This window comes from Allobosea sp. P4_H5 (genome assembly GCF_056400825.1).
In genome coordinates, this window is the sequence record NZ_JBFUKM010000002.1 from 138,208 (window position 1) to 153,541 (window position 15,334).

13 protein-coding genes are annotated in these 15,334 nt (G+C 66.2%); 9 read left to right on the forward strand and 4 right to left on the reverse strand.

Annotation, left to right across the window (positions count from 1 at the left end; translation table 11 throughout):
* Positions 1 to 63: 63 nt before the first annotated feature.
* Positions 64 to 1,104 (reverse strand): glycosyltransferase family 2 protein, encoded by a 1,041-nt coding sequence (locus AC1DS0_RS04685; RefSeq protein WP_476813220.1) that lies wholly within the window; start codon positions 1,102 to 1,104, stop codon positions 64 to 66.
* 137 nt (positions 1,105 to 1,241) lie between these two features.
* Between AC1DS0_RS04685 and AC1DS0_RS04690 the strand changes: the two genes are divergently transcribed.
* Positions 1,242 to 2,459, forward strand: a complete 1,218-nt coding sequence (locus AC1DS0_RS04690) for a glycosyltransferase (protein WP_476813221.1) — start codon at positions 1,242 to 1,244, stop codon at positions 2,457 to 2,459.
* Here AC1DS0_RS04690 and AC1DS0_RS04695 read toward each other — a convergent pair.
* The 3 genes from AC1DS0_RS04695 to AC1DS0_RS04705 form a co-directional block, all read right to left on the reverse strand.
* The gene (locus AC1DS0_RS04695; protein ID WP_476813222.1) at positions 2,444 to 3,910 is read right to left on the reverse strand and encodes a mannose-1-phosphate guanylyltransferase/mannose-6-phosphate isomerase; all 1,467 of its coding nucleotides are present in this window, start codon (positions 3,908 to 3,910) and stop codon (positions 2,444 to 2,446) included. The two genes, AC1DS0_RS04690 and AC1DS0_RS04695, sit on opposite strands and share 16 nt — an antisense overlap.
* On the reverse strand, positions 3,907 to 4,671 hold the full coding sequence (locus AC1DS0_RS04700; protein WP_476813223.1) for a hypothetical protein: 765 nt from the start codon (positions 4,669 to 4,671) through the stop codon (positions 3,907 to 3,909). Before AC1DS0_RS04700 ends, AC1DS0_RS04695 begins: the two co-directional genes overlap by 4 nt.
* 111 nt (positions 4,672 to 4,782) lie before the next feature.
* A complete protein-coding gene (locus AC1DS0_RS04705; protein WP_476813224.1) occupies positions 4,783 to 5,010 on the reverse strand; it encodes a hypothetical protein in 228 nt (75 codons plus the stop codon).
* Positions 5,011 to 5,200: 190 nt separating this feature from the next.
* Here AC1DS0_RS04705 and AC1DS0_RS04710 point away from each other — a divergent pair, with 190 nt between their 5' ends.
* The 8 genes from AC1DS0_RS04710 (at position 5,201) to AC1DS0_RS04745 (ending at position 15,330) form a co-directional block, all read left to right on the forward strand.
* Positions 5,201 to 6,544, forward strand: coding sequence for a polysaccharide biosynthesis/export family protein (locus tag AC1DS0_RS04710; protein ID WP_476813225.1), 1,344 nt, complete (start codon positions 5,201 to 5,203; stop codon positions 6,542 to 6,544).
* A 70-nt stretch (positions 6,545 to 6,614) separates the two neighbouring features.
* The gene (locus AC1DS0_RS04715) at positions 6,615 to 7,238 is read left to right on the forward strand and encodes a LuxR C-terminal-related transcriptional regulator (RefSeq protein WP_476813226.1); all 624 of its coding nucleotides are present in this window, start codon (positions 6,615 to 6,617) and stop codon (positions 7,236 to 7,238) included.
* 296 nt (positions 7,239 to 7,534) lie between these two features.
* Complete coding sequence (locus AC1DS0_RS04720; protein WP_476813227.1) at positions 7,535 to 8,227, forward strand: sugar transferase; 693 nt, start codon at positions 7,535 to 7,537, stop codon at positions 8,225 to 8,227.
* Between the two features lie 74 nt (positions 8,228 to 8,301).
* Positions 8,302 to 9,459 (forward strand): glycosyltransferase, encoded by a 1,158-nt coding sequence (locus AC1DS0_RS04725; RefSeq protein WP_476813228.1) that lies wholly within the window; start codon positions 8,302 to 8,304, stop codon positions 9,457 to 9,459.
* 37 nt (positions 9,460 to 9,496) lie between these two features.
* Positions 9,497 to 10,189 (forward strand): class I SAM-dependent methyltransferase, encoded by a 693-nt coding sequence (locus AC1DS0_RS04730; RefSeq protein ID WP_476813229.1) that lies wholly within the window; start codon positions 9,497 to 9,499, stop codon positions 10,187 to 10,189.
* A gap of 64 nt (positions 10,190 to 10,253) precedes the next feature.
* On the forward strand, positions 10,254 to 11,657 hold the full coding sequence (locus AC1DS0_RS04735) for a hypothetical protein (RefSeq protein WP_476813230.1): 1,404 nt from the start codon (positions 10,254 to 10,256) through the stop codon (positions 11,655 to 11,657).
* Entirely contained in the window at positions 11,654 to 13,657 is a 2,004-nt protein-coding gene (locus AC1DS0_RS04740) for a glycosyltransferase (RefSeq protein WP_476813231.1), read from the forward strand. The genes AC1DS0_RS04735 and AC1DS0_RS04740 overlap by 4 nt, the downstream gene beginning before the upstream one ends.
* Positions 13,654 to 15,330 (forward strand): Wzz/FepE/Etk N-terminal domain-containing protein, encoded by a 1,677-nt coding sequence (locus AC1DS0_RS04745; protein WP_476813232.1) that lies wholly within the window; start codon positions 13,654 to 13,656, stop codon positions 15,328 to 15,330. Before AC1DS0_RS04740 ends, AC1DS0_RS04745 begins: the two co-directional genes overlap by 4 nt.
* Positions 15,331 to 15,334: the final 4 nt, after the last annotated feature.

The window sequence follows — 15,334 nt, forward strand, 5'->3', positions numbered from 1 at the left end:
GGGGCTTTGCTGAGCTGCAGCACCCCAATACCTGCTCCACGACGCGTGTTGGTCGAGGGCAGATCACACCGATCGATGCCGGACACTGCCCTTGCCACCAGTCAATGCCTTGGCCAGTGCTGCCACCGTCCGCTGTTCGGGGCGATAGCGGACCTCGATCAGACGACGTGACATCCCGACCGGCAGGAATGCGATCAGGATGTGGAACAGGGATAGGGCGAGCTTCCGCTTCGGAGAGAAATAGTCTCCGCTGATGACCCTGATGAGCCTGGGAAGCTGCCGGAAGCGATCCATCCGGCGGTCGATCGATGCGAGGACCGATTTCTTCTCGAGGTAGAAGAAGGTTCGTTCGGCATCGAGTTGCGGCGGTTTGGCATCCGCGGGCACGGCTCGGTTGAGGTGGGCTACGAGGTTTTTGAAGCGCTGCATGTGCTGCTCGATCCTGCCGGTGTCGATCGCCCGCCCGACACCGGAGATGTTGCGATCGTGGACGCGATAGAGCCCGAGCTCCGCCGGCAGAGAGACGATCTCGCCGAAGAAGGGGGCGGCGAGGAGAATGATCCCGTCGACCGCGTCGTCGTAATCGGCATCGCGCAGCAATTCGCAGAGGTCGCGCCTGAACACGTTCCCGGAGGTCGGTGGGCTGACATAGACGCCGGTCCGGCGGACACGCTCGCTGAGGTCGCCCGTAGCGCGGATGAGATCGGGCTCGGGAACGCACGAACCTAGCTTGCTGCCGTTGCTGTCGACGCGGCTGAGGCAGAATTGCAGCTTGGCGATCGATGGCCTGAGACGGGGGATGATCGCATCGAGCGCGCCTGGAGAGAGTTCGTCGTCAGCATCGAGGAACAGCACGAAGGGTGCGGTCGTCCGGTCGAGGCCGAAGACGCAGGCGCGGCGCTGGCCACCGTTCTCGATGCGGTAGGCCGTCGCTCCCGTCCTGCTGATGATGTTCCAGGAGGTGTCGGTCGAGCCGTCGTCAACGACGATCAATTCACAGTCGTCGCGGCCTTGCGCGAGCACGCTGCGGATCGCGCGCTCGACATATTCCGCATAGTTGTAGCAGTTGATGATCACCGCGAGCCTGGTGGTCGAACCGGTCATGCGCCGCTCCGCTGAAGCCTGAAGCCGGGGAGCCGCTCGCGATGGCGACTGGTCTTTGCCACGGGCGACGAAACGGCCCCCTTGGCGCGGACGTTGCAAGAGCCATACCGCAGGGCGCCAGCCGGCGGCCCGTCATGATGGCGAGCGAACGCGCGATGTCGGGCGAGAAGACCAGGGTCCTCTACATCGTGCCGCCGACGCGGTCGTTCGCCGGCATCGAGCGCGTCACCGACTCGATCTGCTCGGCGCTAGCGACCGAGTACGAGGGCGATCTCGACATCTCCGTTCTGTACACGTCGCCTTTCGAGCAGATCGTCGGCCAGCCGCGGCCATATGAGGTCATCCTCAGCTTCTCCAGCGGTCGGCTGGACCTGCTGCGGCGGGTCCGGAAGACGATCGCCGGCGGCCGGTTCGACCTCGTTGTTGTGCCGCAGGTCGAGCCGACGGCCGTGTTCTGGCTTTGCTGCCTCGGCATCCGGCGCCGCTTCATTCTCTACCTTCACGGCAATCCCAGGCTCGAGCGGCGCTCCTTCAAGGCGAGCGTGCTGTTCGAGGCGATGCGGTTTATGGTCCTGCCGCGGCTGGCACGCGTCTTCGGAACGTCGCCGCGCCAGCTCGACGCCTTCCGAAGCGATTATCCCAGCAAGGTCGAACATGTCTGGGTGCCCAATCCCGTGCGCTCCTTCGATACGCCCGTGCCTGTGCCGGCGCCCGCGATAGGCCGTCCGATCCGCTTCGTCACGGTCGGTCGCTTCGCCTATCAGAAGGGCTACGACATCCTTCTGCGCGCCTTTGCCGCCTTCTGCGAGAAGCGCGGGGATGCCGAGCTTGCGCTCGTCGGCTACGGCGAGGAGGAGCCGGCGATCCGCGTGCTGATCGACGAACTCGGCCTCGCCGGCCGGGTCAGGATCGAGCATTACCCTGACAGCCCCGCCATTCCGCTGTCGAACAGCGACGTCTACCTGTCGGGCGCACGCTGGGAAGGCTGGTCTCTCGCCATCTGCGAGGCGCTTCGCTTCGGCCTGCCGGTGGTCGCCTTCGATTGCGAATTCGGACCGAGCGACATCATTGCCGACGATCGGCTCGGCCGGCTCGTTCCGCTGGGCGACATGGCCGGTTTCGTCACGGCGATGGTGCATTATCACGACCATGTCGTGTCGGAGCGCCGCCATGCGCAGTACCGCGTCGACTACATCGACCGTTTCAGCCTCGACAAGGTCGTGCATGCCCATGCACGGGCCCTGCTTGCCGCCGGTGGGGGCGCCCAACCACGGTCAGCTGTCGCTGGAGGCAGCCGACAGCCGCGCCAGCCGGAGCATCCTGAGTCCGCTGCCGCGGCTCACACCCGGCGGTAGACGTCCTCGTAGCGGACGATATCGTCCTCGCCGAGATAGGAACCAGACTGAACCTCGATGATCTCGAGCAGGATCTTGCCCGGGTTTGCCATGCGATGGACGCAGCCGATCGGCAGATAGATCGACTCGTTCTCGTGCACGAGGACGGTCTCGGCATCGCGCGTCACCTCGGCGGTGCCGCGGACCACGACCCAGTGCTCGGCGCGATGATAATGGCTCTGCAGGGAGAGCTTCTGGCCGGGATCGACGACGATGCGCTTGACCTGGAAACGCGCGGCGAGGTCGAGTGTCTGGTAATATCCCCAGGGCCGGTCGACCCGGCGCGAACTGACCACGGCCGGATGTCCGCCGGCCTTGAGTCGCTCGAAGGCCCCCTTGACCTGCTCGGCGCAGTCGCGCCTCGTCACCATCACCGCATCGTTCTCGACCACGACCACGGCATCCTCCATGCCGACCAGCACGGTGAGGGGGCCGCTGCTCTGGACATAGCAGTTGCTGCTGTCGACGAATTCGACATTGGCTCCGCCGGCATTGCCAGCGTCGTCCTGCGGCGAAGCCTCCCACACGCTGGACCAGCTGCCGACATCGGACCAGCCGAAGGAGGAGGGGACGACGCTGGCGAACTCGGTCCGCTCCATCACGGCATAGTCGATCGATTTGCGCGGCGCGGCAGCGAAATGCTCGGCGTCGAGGCGATGGAAGCCGATATCCTCCTTGGCGTGCGCCACGGCGGCTGTCGCCGCCCTCGCGATCGCCGGCTCGTGCCTGGCAAGTTCGGTCATGAAGCTGTCGGCGCGGAACAAGAACATGCCGCTGTTCCAGAGATAGCCCTCGTCGAGATAGCGCGCTGCAGTCGACGCATCGGGCTTCTCGACGAAGCTCAGCACCTTTCGGGCCTCTTCCATGCCGACGGCAGGCCTGATGTAGCCATAGCCTGTAGCGGGCTTGTCCGGGACGATGCCGAAGGTGACCAGCTGGCCCTCGGTCGCAGCGGCTGCCGCGGTCTCGACGGCCCTGCGGAAGGCCGGCAGATCGCCGATCAGATGGTCGGAGGCAAGCACGAGCACGAGCGCCTTTGGATCGCGCCTCTGGATGAAGCTCACCGCGGCGGCGATGGCAGGGGCGGAATCGCGGCGCGCCGGCTCGAGCAGGATCTCGCCCTCGATCTGGACCTGCTTCATCTGGCTCAGCACCAGGAAGCGGAAATCGTCGTGGGTGACGATCACCGGAGCTCCGAAGAGCGGGTGCCGGATCCGGCCCAGCGTCTGCTGGAACATCGACGTCTCGCCGAGCAGGGAAATGAACTGCTTCGGGAACGCTTCGCGCGAAGCCGGCCAGAGCCGCGATCCAGCGCCGCCGCACAGCACGATGGGGACGATCGTGGCGGCGCGAGTCGCGGGTGAGGGAGCGGCTGCGATCGCCGAAGCCTGCGTCATCGGGTCGATCTTCACGAGCTCCTCGCAGATGGTTTGAGCCGCTCCACGCCGGAAACGAGTGCAAAGCCCAGCCCAAGGCCGACGGCCTTGATCCAGGCGTCGTGGATGGTGCCGTGCCGCGTCGGCGACCAGTTCTGGGCGAGCTCGAGCGAGATCACCGCAGCAAGACCAGCGGCGAAGATGAGAAAGCGCTGCCGCGGATAGCCGATGGCGAAGGCGGCGGCTGCGGCGAGAAAGGCGAGGCCGCGTTCGAGATCCGGCACCAGCAGGGCGACGGATGGCCGCTGCTCGATGCCCGACAGCGTGGCATAGACGATCACGAGCATCAGCGCCCAGCCGGAGAAGCGGGAGAGGCGCCGGATGGCCGCTATTCGCGACCGCACCAGGCGCAGGAGCCGGGAGAACCATCTGCTCGCTCTGGTTCCGCCACGCAGCATGCGGCCGATGCCGGTGTCTTCGATCTCGGTGCGCCAGGCGGCGAGCATCGACCTTTGCGCCCGCAGCTGCTCGAGCCGGCGGAAGGCGGCCATCATCTGCGCCTCCGCCTCGACCAGCCGGGCTTCGTCGGCCGGCTCGCGCTCGAAATAGATCCCGTCCTCATTGCCGAGCAACGTTGCCGCGCGGGTGCGGGCCTCGTCGAGCCGGCGCGACAACCCGGTGCTTTCGCGCTCGATCCCTGCGAGCGCCTGCTCGAGCTGTCCGTAGAGCGGTCCGAGCCTGTCGAGATCCGTGTCGCGGTCTCGGTCCGAACTACGAAACCGGGCAGGCACCGTCATTGCCCCGTCTCCCCTCGCAATGGCAGGCAGCGGCACGGCGCGCGGGCGCGCTAACCGCTGTGGCGGGGATGATCAGCAATTCATGTGCCAGAAGATCGGCGGCGTAAGCGGTCAGCGGGGCTGGCGCGGCCCGAGGATGTCGAGGACGCCGCGAGAGCGTCGCTCTTCCTCGGTCGCGCTTCGGGACCTGAGGACAGCCACAAGCACGGCGAAGACGGCAACGACCGCGCTGGCAACCACGGCGGTGGCGATCAACGCGACCAGCAGGCCATGTGGCCACATCAGCCAGAGGGTCAGCGCGCCGCTGGCGATGGCAGCCAGGAAGAAAACGATCAGCATCGCTCGTGCTTTCGCGGCTCGCTATCGGCCAGTGACTATAGCTTTGCTCGCCGGTCCGAGAAAGGCTTCACGGACGCGAGGGATATCCACCAGCCTGGGCCGTCATGGTTAAGGGCGTGCTAACGGCGCTCGAGGGGCTGGCAACGGATTTGCTTGGGAGCTGTCGGAGCAGTCCGCAGCGGAGAGTTTCGTGAGACGCCTCACCCTCCTCGATCATGTTTTCCCGACGCGTATGCGAGCCCAGGCCTGGGCGCTCGCCCCCCTGCTGACGGCGTTGTCTCTCATGCTCGTCGGGATCGGCGCCGCGCAGGTCTGGGCAAATGACTTCGAATACCGTGTCGCCGCACAGGATCGGCTCAAGATCAAGGTGTCGGAATGGCGGCCGAATTCGCGCGAGCTGTTCGAATGGTCGGCGCTCAGCGGCGAGTTCGCCGTCAGCTCGACCGGCATGCTCTCGCTGCCGGTGGTCGGCACGTTCTCGGTCGACGGCAAGGCACCGGCCGAGATCGCGGCGCTGATCTCGGAACGGCTGAAGGGCACTGCCGGGCTCGTCAATGCGCCTGCGGCAGCCGTCGAGATCGCGCAATATCGGCCGATCTATGTGGTTGGCGTCGTTGAAAAGCCGGGCGAATACGCCTTCCGCCCGACGATGACCGCATTGCAGGCGGTCGCGATCGCAGGCGGGTTCCAGCGCATGGAACTGGCTCTGGGCCGTTTCGAACGCGAGACGATCGTCGCCGAGGGCGAAATCCGCGTCCAGCAGACGCAGTTGCTGTCGCTGCAGGTGCGCCGTGACAGGCTTCTGGCCGAAGCGCGCCAGGCAGAATCGATCAGCTTCTCCGAGGATGTCCGCAGGAACATCGATGAAGGAGCCACCCAGGCGATGCGCGAGGAGAGCGCGCTGTTTGCCTCGCGTCGCAAGGCTGTCCGTTCGCAAATCGATCTCCTGCAGCAATCGCGCGGGCTTCTCGATGAGGAGTTGCGCACGCTCGGCGCCAAGGCGGTGACCCAGCAGCGCCAGCAGGATCTGATCCGGCGCGAGCTCAACAATATCAACAGCTTGATCAGCAAAGGGCTGGCAGTGAGCCCGCGCCAGCTCGCGGTCGAGCAGAATCTGGCGCAATCCGAGAGCCAGGCGCTCGACCTGATGCTCGCAACGGCGCGTGCGAAGCAGGAGATCAGCCGCATCGACCGCACGCTGGCCGACCTCCAGAACCAGCGCGAGATCGATACCGGGCGCGAGCTGCGCGAGACGCAGCTTTCGCTCAGGCAGTCAGAGGACCGGATCGCGGCGCTGCGCGCGCTCATCCATGAATCGACCGCGCTCGCGCCAAGGCTGCAGAGCCAACAGGAAAAGCAGCTCTCGCGCATGCGCTTCAGCGTGCAGCGCCGCCAGGGCGACATGGTCAACGAGATCGCGATCGAAGAGGGTTCGCCGATCCTGCCCGGAGACATCGTCAGGGTTGAGCGCGCCTCGTTGCAATCGATCATCTCCTCGCTGCCCCCTCCCGGCACGACCGGGGTGCAGAACTAGATATCGCGGGCAAATCCAAGCCGATTTGCGATCGGCTGAACCGGGCTCCCGTCCATGCGGAGGTAGGCCTATGCTGTCATTCGAGCGTCCCGCTCGCATTTTTCTCGCAGACGAACATCCGATCTTCCTGGCAGGACTGCGGTTCTGCCTTGCCGAGCAACCGAACATGGCCGTTGTCGGCGAGGTCCATTCGTCCGCCGACCTTGCGAAGGTCATCGAGAAGGCGGCTCCAGACGTCGCGGTCGTCGGCGAGAATTTCAATGGGATTTCAGTCGCCGAAGGCCTGCTTAATGATCTTCCGACGCAGCGGATCCTCGTCGTGGCGGAGGAGCTGGACAATGCTCGCGCTCATCGCCTGCTTGCAGTCGGGGTGCGCGGCTATGTCCTGAAGCAGTCGCCCGGTTCGGTTGTGTGCAAGGCGATCTCGACAGTCCTCCGCGGCGGCTGCTTCCTTGATGCCGCGGATTCCGTCTTGACGCCCGCGGGGGCGCGGCGCGGATCGATCCTGACGGACAGGGAGCAGGAAATCCTGCGCTTGATCGCCCTTGGTTTCAGTATTCGTGAAGCGGCTGAGCGCATCGGAATTACCACGAAGTCCGCTGAAACTTATAAGGCGCGCGCCAGCAACAAGCTCAGCATCGATAGTCGCCAGCAGATTGTGCAGTACGCCATCACCCGCGGATGGTTTCAGTAACGCGATTAAATAATTTAGCTCACCCCCGACCGTTCCAGACATTTCATGTCGTTCCTCACGCTGCGTCACCGCGACGCAGTGCGATCTCGGCTTGCCGCCGAGGTTCGCTTGGCGGAATGCCGCCAAAAGGGTCGAATTTTCATCGAATCTGTCAGGAATTTTCCCGACAACGCCCAGGTCTCAATCAATTGTCGTCTATGCTGATCAAATATGTTGCAGTGCACAAAAGCCTATTGCGATGTATTCGGCCCGCGTTAATAATCTATTAAGATGCGATTTATGAGTAAGGTGCTGCAATGAGCCGTTTTCCGGACTCGCAGGGATTGTCGGCCTCTTTCTCTTTGCCCGTACGTGTAGCGCGGGATGAATACAACTCGGCACGCATCATAGTAAAGCGTGGCATCGACCTTGCGGCAGGAATCGTTCTTCTCCTCCTGCTTGCGCCCTTGATGCTGCTTATCGCTGCCTTGATCCGAGCAGGCGATGGTGGCCCGGCCATCTTCAAGCAGGCGCGGATCGGCCGCAGCGGCAAGAGCTTCCGCTGCTGGAAGTTCCGCACCATGGCTATCAATGCTGATGATGCACTGCAGCAGCTGCTCGCCTCCGATCCGGCCGCCGCGCAGGAATGGGCCGAAAGCCAGAAGCTGACGCACGACCCCCGGATCACACCAGTGGGCGCATTCCTGCGGCGCTCGAGCCTCGACGAACTGCCGCAACTCTTCAACATCATCGCCGGCGAGATGAGCTTCGTCGGGCCGCGCCCCATCGTGGCGGCCGAGCGCGAACGCTATGGGGAGGCCTTCAGCCATTGCTTCTCGGTTCCGCCAGGGCTCACCGGCCTCTGGCAGATCAGCGGCCGCAGCGATTGCTCCTACGCCACCCGCGTCTCGCTCGACAGCCAGTACGCCTCGGAATGGCACCTCATGCTCGACGCCAAGATCCTGGTGAAGACGGTGCCGGCGGTGCTGATGCAGCGCGGCAGTCGGTGAGGCCGCCGCAGGGCGATGAATGCGTTGGGCACGCCAAGCCCGGACCAGATGAGTTCGATGGAGTTCCTCGGCCCATGAAAATCGCGATCGTCCACTACTGGCTCGTCGGCATGCGCGGCGGCGAGAAGGTGATCGAGGCGCTGTGCCGGATGTATCCGGATGCGGACGTCTTCACCCATGTCTACGTGCCAGAAGCGGTCTCCGACGAGATCCGGCGCCACAAGGTGACGACGAGCTTCATCGGCAGGCTGCCGCGGGCGGCGAAGCTCTACCAGCGCTATCTGCCGTTGATGCCGCTCGCACTCGAACAGCTCGACCTGCGCGGCTACGACCTGATCATTTCCAGCGAGTCCGGGCCGGCGAAGGGCATCGTGCCGCCACCGGGCGCGATGCACATCTGCTATTGCCACTCGCCGATGCGCTACATCTGGAACATGTTCCACGAATACAGGGAACGTTCCGGGCTGATCACGCGCCTGGTCATGCCGACGCTGGCCCATTACATCCGCAACTGGGACAGCGTATCGGCCAATCGCGTCGATCATTTCGTCGCCAATTCCGAGACGGTCGCCACCCGGCTGCATCGCTATTATCGCCGCGCCTCGACGGTGATCCATCCGCCCGTCGATGTCGACGCCTTCGAGGTGCTGCCGAACGGGCTCGTCGAGGATTACTGCCTGATGGTCGGCGAGCTCGTCGGCTACAAGCGGCCGGAGCTCGCCGTCGAAGCCTTCAATCGCACCGGACGGCGCCTGGTCGTGATCGGCGGAGGCGAGATGCTGGCCGAGCTGCGCCGCATCGCCAAGCCGAATGTCCAGGTGCTCGGGCCCCAGCCCTTCAGCGTCCTGCGCTACCACTACTCGCGCTGCCGCGCCCTGATCTTCCCCGGTGAGGAGGATTTCGGGATCGTGCCTGTCGAGGCCATGGCGAGCGGACGGCCGGTGATCGCCTTCCGCCGCGGCGGTGCGACAGAGACCGTGGTCGACGGCATGAGCGGCGTTTTCTTCGACGAGCAGAGCGTCGATGCGCTGATCGCCGCCGAAGAGCAGGCCCGGGCGATCGCCTGGCAGCCGCGCGAGATCGCGGCCTATGCCCGGAATTTCTCGACCGCCGTCTTCGAAAAGCAGATGGCGCTCCACATCAACCAGCTGCTCAAGCCGCTCGCCGGGACGATCTCGATGGCCATGCCGCCGGCGCAGCCGCGCCCGGCTTTGGTCCAGAGCCTGGCGTGATCGAGGCCGGCCCTCCGCGATATCGAGGAAGAACCTGATGCAGACGATCTACCAGAGCGAAGTCTATGCCGACCTGAACCCGACCTGGCATGAGGAAGATTCGCCGTGGAAGGCGCGGCAGGTCGAGGCGATCCTGCGCAAGAACGCGATCGCCTTCGACAAGGCCTGCGAGGTCGGCTGCGGCACCGGCGAGATCCTGTTCAACCTGGCGAAGGCCTTCCCGCAGGCACGCTTCCATGGCTACGAGATCTCGCCGCACGCTTTTCAGCGCGCCAAGTACAAGGAGACCGACAAGGTCACCTTTTCGCTCGGCGATTTCACGACCGAAGGTGCGTCGGACTACGACCTGCTCGTGATCGCTGATGTGATCGAACACGTCGAGGACTACATCGCCTTCATCAAGGCCTTGCGCGGCAAGGGCCGCTACAAGGTCTTCCACATTCCGCTGGATCTGTCCGTCCAGTCGCTGCTGCGCGGCTGGCCGATCACCAAGCTGCGCGAGAACGTCGGCCACCTGCATTACTTCTTCAAGGAGACCGCGCTCGCGACCCTGGCCGACTGCGGCTACCGCGTCATCGACCACGCCTACACCGCGAGCCGGCTGGAGCTGCCGAACCAGGCGCTGAGCAGCCGGCTGATGCGCTTGCCGCGCCGGCTCTGCTTCTCGCTCAATCCTGACCTGGCGGTCCGCGTGCTGGGCGGCTACTCGCTGATGGTGCTGGCCGAATGACCATGGCGCGCCGGTACGATCAGGGTGAAGGCGGGCAGTCGCCACCGCGGAAGGCTCGGCTGCCATGAGCATCGAGCCGATCGGCGCGCTGACCATCCTGATCGGCCTGATCTGCCTGATGCTTGGCACGGGCGCGCTCGTCAACGGGCTCGCGATCATGGCGGTCCTCGGCGCCGCTGCGGCGATGCTGATCGGCGCCGCCAACATCCAGCCCGGGCATGTGATGCTGGTCTTCCTGGCCTTCGGCGTGCTGAGCCGCCGCCGCGAGGCCGCGGCCGCCCTTCGCGCCCTGCATCCGAACGAGCCCGGTTTCTGGTTCACCTGCCTCGTCGCCTATGGCGTCGCCAGCGCCTTCCTGATGCCGCGCGTGTTCGCCGGCATCACCGAGATCATCCCGCTCGGAACCACGGCCTTCGACGATACAGGCTCGACGGTGCCTCTGGCTCCGGTCTCGAGCAATGTCACGCAGAGCCTCTATCTTTCGACCACGCTGCTCTGCCTGGTCACGCTGACCGCCATCGCCGCGACGCGCGAGGGCTTCTTCGCCGTCTTCAATGCGCTGCTCGCCTGCTGCGTCGCCAACACCGTCTTCGCCGTCCTCGACATCGCGACCTATGCCACCGGCACGCAGGAGCTGCTCGGCTTCATCCGTAACGCTCGCTACACGCTGCACACCGACTCCGAGATCGCCGGGATGAAGCGGATCGTCGGCTCGTATACGGAGGCCTCGGTCTTCGCGCGCTCGACCCTCGGCGTGCTCGGCTTCACCGGCACCTTGTGGCTCTGCGGCGTGCGCCCCGGGCTCACCGGCACGATCGCCGGGCTCTCGCTCGCCCTGATCGTCCTGTCGACCTCCTCGACCGGGCTGGCAGGGGCCCCAGTGATGCTGCTCCTGCTCTATGCCTTCGCCATCGCCCGGCTCGTGCTGGGCAATGCGGCGCGGCAGGCGGCCATCTTCGCCCTCGGTGCGCCGGTCATCGGACTGTTGGCCGTCGTGTTGCTCCTGCTCGATCCCGACGCGACTGCGAAAGTCTACGGCTATGTCGACCTCGTCGTGCTCAACAAGGCGAGTTCCGATTCGGGCATCGAACGCAGCTCCTGGAATATCATCTCCTTCCAGAACTTCCTCGACAGCTGGGGGCTCGGCGTCGGGCTGGGCACCGCGCGTGCCTCGAGCTTTGCCGTCGCGCTGCTTGCGAGCGTCGGCGTTCCCGGCGCGCTCTTCTATGCGGTCTTCGTCTTCGAATGCTTCCTGCGTCCGCGCGGCCAGCCGGGCAGTCTGGAGGCCGACATCGCCGTCGCCACCCGCAACGGCTATGCCGGCCTGCTGATCGGCGATCTGCTCGTCGGCCCGATCATCGATCAGGGCTTCTTCTTCTGCATGCTGGCCGCGCTCGCGGCGGCGATCAGGCCGCGAACCTCCAGTGTTCCCAGCCCTCTCCCTGTGTTCACCGGAGCGAGGATATGACCGAGACCTTTGCGGTGAACGGCCGCTTCCTGTCGCAAGCCATGACCGGCGTGCAGCGCTATACGCGCAACGTCGTCTCGGCCCTCGACGAGAGTCTCGCAGCGGCCGGCCGGAAAGCCATCCTGGTCGCGCCGCGGGGCACCAATGCCATGACGCTGCAGGCGATCGACACGCTCCAAGGCGGGCGACTGGCGGGACATGGCTGGGAGCAGCTCGAACTGCCGCGGCTCTGGGGCGGGCGGCTCCTCAATCTCTCCAATACGGCGCCGGCGATGAAGGGCGACCAGATCGTCTGCATTCACGACGCCAATGTCTTCACCGCGCCCGAGAGCTACAGCCGCGGCTTTCGCACCGCATACAGAACGCTGCAGCCGCTGCTGGTGCGCCGCAGCGCCCGGATCGCCACCGTCTCGCAGGCTTCGGCCCGGCAGCTTGCACGGCATCTGCCGCTGCGCGCCGCCGATATCGCCGTGCTCCCGAACGGCCATGAGCACGCCCTTGCCTGGGACCCAGCCAAGGCCGAGCAGGCTCCGGGATTGCTGGCGGCGCGCGGCGCTGCCGAACGGCCTTTCGTCCTGGCATTCGGTTCGCAGGCGCGCCACAAGAACCTCGCCCTTCTCACCACGATTGCGCCGGCCCTGGCTGAACTCGGCATCGACGTCGTCATCGCCGGAGGCGGCAACGGCATCTTCGCTTCGGAGCAGCTGGCGCAAGCCGCCAACCTCACCTTGCTGGGGCGGGTCAGTGACGATGACCTCGCCTTTCTGCTCGAGCGGGCGCTGTGCCTGGCTTTCCCGTCCTGGACCGAAGGGTTCGGCCTGCCGATCATCGAGGCGATGGCCCGCGGCTGCCCTGTCGTCTCCTCGAATTGCGCCAGCATGCCGGAGGTTTGTGGTGATGCCGCGTTGCTCGCATCGCCTGCGGACCCGGCAGCGTGGGTCGAACACATCAGAACGTTGGCGGACTCGGAGACGCTGCGGCAGGAGTTGAGCGGGCGCGGCCGCGAGCGCCTGCCGCTGTTCTCCTGGCGCAGCACCGCCGAGGGCTATCTGGACCTGGCGCAGTCGCCGAACGTGCGTCGCGCGGCCCAGGCGGCGCCGGCAATCCCGGCCCCGCGCATCGCCGCTGTCATCGCCACTCGTGGCCGGCCGGAGGTGGTGACGCAGACCGTCCTGCATCTGCTCGCCCGGCAGAGCCTGAAGCCAGACAGCGTCATCGTCTCCTGCATCGATGCGGCCGATGCCGGCGATCTGCAAGGCCGCAACGACGTCGTCGTGCTGACCGGGCCGGCCGGGCTCGCCGCCCAGCGCAACACGGCGCTCGCAAACCTGCCGCCCGGCACCGAGGTCGTCGCCTTCTTCGACGACGACTTCGTCGCCCATGAGGACTGGCTGGCCACGGCTGCCCGCACCTTCCGCGACGAGGCCAGCATCGTCGCCTTCACCGGCCGGGTCCTGGCCGACGGGGTGGGCGGTCCCGGCATCGCGTTTGCAGAGGCGATGAAGCTGGTCGCGGCGCCCCCGGCGGGCGACTGGTCCTGGATCGAGCCCTACAGCCCTTACGGGTGCAACATGGCCTTTCGCCTCGCCAGCATCGGCGACCTGCGCTTCGACGAGCGGCTCGTGCTCTATGGCTGGCTGGAGGACCGCGACTTTGCGGGGGCGCTGGCCCGGCGCGGCGGCCGCCTGGTCAAATCCGCCGATTCGATCGGCGTCCATATGGGCGTCAAGGGCGGGCGCATGGCCGGCGAGCGCTTCGGCTACTCGCAGATCGTCAATCCCCTCTACATGCTGCGTAAGGGCACGATGACGCTCGGCCAGGTGGCCGATCATCTCTTCCGCAACATGTCCGCCAATCTCGGTCGCTCGCTGCGCCCCGAGCCGTTCATCGATCGACGCGGCCGTCTCTGGGGCAATCTGCTCGGAATTGCCGACATCCTGCGCGGGCGCATGCAGCCCGAGCGCGCCGCCGCCTTGCAGCCGAGGGGGAAGTTCAGATGATGCTGGGAAAGCCGGGCGCATCCGGCGCGCCATTCCGTATCCTGCCGCTGCCGGACCCGACCATGGCGCCGGTGAGCGATGGTCCGGTCGCCCTGCTGCGGACGATCGGTGCTGTCGGGCTCCGGCACAAGCGCAAGCTGGCCATCTGGGTCGCCCTCTGCCTGGCGGCAGGCTTGGTTTATGTACGGACCACGCCGCCGACCTATAGCGCGGCTGCGACCGTGCTGCTCGAGCCGCGGCGGCAGGCACCGAGTTCGGCACGCGAGATCGCGGCGCCGAGCTCGCTCGACCTGAACGCCGCCGACAGCGAATTGCAGGTGATCCGCTCGGAGCGCTTGCTGAGCACGGTTTTCGATGCACTCGCGCTGGGCGGCCATCCCGAGCTCGGGCCGCAGTCGCCGGGCCCGTTGCAGGCGCTGAGCAGCCACATCACGGCCACGCTTCGAGCTGCGTTGGCGACATTCGGCATGTCCCAACCGGCGAGCCGGAGCACAGACGCTTCGCTTCGTATCGATCCGCGCCGCAACGCCTTCGAGAATTTCGCGCGACGCTTCTCGGCGCGGCGCGTCGGCCAGTCCTATGTGCTGGAGATCGCCTATTCCTCGGCTGATCCGGAACTCCCGGCACGCGTCGCCAATGCCGCCGCATCCGCCTATCTGCTGCAATCCGTCGCCTTCAAGGCCGACGCCGCCCGCAGCGGCGCGGAGTTCCTGCAGGGCAGGCTGGATACGCTCGCGACCCAGGTTAGGACCGCGGAGGCGGCTGTCCGCAGCGGCACGCTGCCAGCGCAGCCGATCCCCGATGCGGATGCCAGGATCATCGGCGCCGCCCAGACGCCGCTCGGGCCTTCAGCGCCGCGCGGCAGCCTGATCATGGCGTTCGCCGGCGTCTTCAGCCTGCTCGGCGGCCTGTTCGTCGCCGTCCTCGCTTCGGTCTTCGATCGCCGGGTTCGCTTCCCGCAGGACATCGCGCGCGAAACGGGGCTGCCCTGCCTCGCCGTCGTCCCCCAGGTCGGTAGCTGGCGTGGGCAGTCGCGTGCCTCCGGCGCGGACAAGTCGATGCTGGTGACGCGTGCGGACGCCGGCCCCTTCGCTGTGGCGATCCGCGACCTGCAGACCGCGATCGAGATCGCCTGGGTCGCGAGCCGCTCCCAGGGCAGCCCGGTCGTCGCGATCGGGTCCTGGCGAGCAGGCGTCGGCGCGACACTGCTGACGATGAACCTCGCGCAGCTGATCAATCATCGCGGTCGTCAGGTCAGCGTCATCAGCCCGGATGCCGCCCGCACGCAGGCCGACCACGGCAAGGAGGGGGCATCGCTGACCGATGTGATCGCCTCGGGCAGCACGGTGCCGGCGGCCTACGCCAATGTCGATGGCGTTCACCTGCTGCCGATCCGCTCGGCGACGCCGCAGCTCAACCGGTTCGTCGATTTCCGGGATCCGCGCGCGGCGCTTGTCGTCGCCCAGGCGAGGCAACGTGGCGAGGTGCTGATCGACCTGCCGCCGCTCGGCGAATCCTCCGATGCCGTCGCGCTCGCGACCCATGCCGACATCGTCGTCCTTGTCGCGGCCGAAGGCATGACGAGCCATGACGAGCTGAACGAGGCGCTCGGCACTCTTCAGCGCGCCGGCATCACCGTCATCGGCGCCGTGATCAATCGCAGCAGATCCTGACGGG